This is a genomic window from Brevibacterium sp. SIMBA_078 (genome assembly GCF_046534565.1).
Lineage (GTDB): Bacteria > Actinomycetota > Actinomycetes > Actinomycetales > Brevibacteriaceae > Brevibacterium.
This window is the reverse complement of the sequence record NZ_JAWRYQ010000247.1, coordinates 1-269: the sequence shown is the minus strand read 5'-3', so window position 1 is coordinate 269 and position 269 is coordinate 1. Positions and strand designations below refer to the sequence as shown.

1 protein-coding gene is annotated in these 269 nt (G+C 50.9%); it reads left to right on the top strand.

Annotation, left to right across the window (positions count from 1 at the left end):
- Window positions 1–55: 55 nt before the first annotated feature.
- Window positions 56–269: secretin N-terminal domain-containing protein (locus SB749_RS19605; RefSeq protein ID WP_410711778.1), on the top strand; the 214-nt coding region annotated here is incomplete at its 3' end.

Sequence of the window (269 nt, the reverse complement as noted above, 5' to 3'; positions counted from 1 at the left end):
AAAAACCTCTTCACTACCGGTGCTTGACAGAGATACCAGAGGCTCAGGCGATACTATGGTGACCCGGGTTGTACCGGTAGAAACCGTATCGGTACGCGAGCTTGCACCGTTATTGCGCCAGTTAAACGACCAAAGTGGCGGCGGTATGGTGGTCAGCTATGACCCATCTAATGTGATTATGATGACGGGTCGTTCAGAAACCGTGCAACGTTTGGTAGAAATTATTGAGCGGGTCGATCAGGCCGGTGATCAGGACGTTGACATGATCA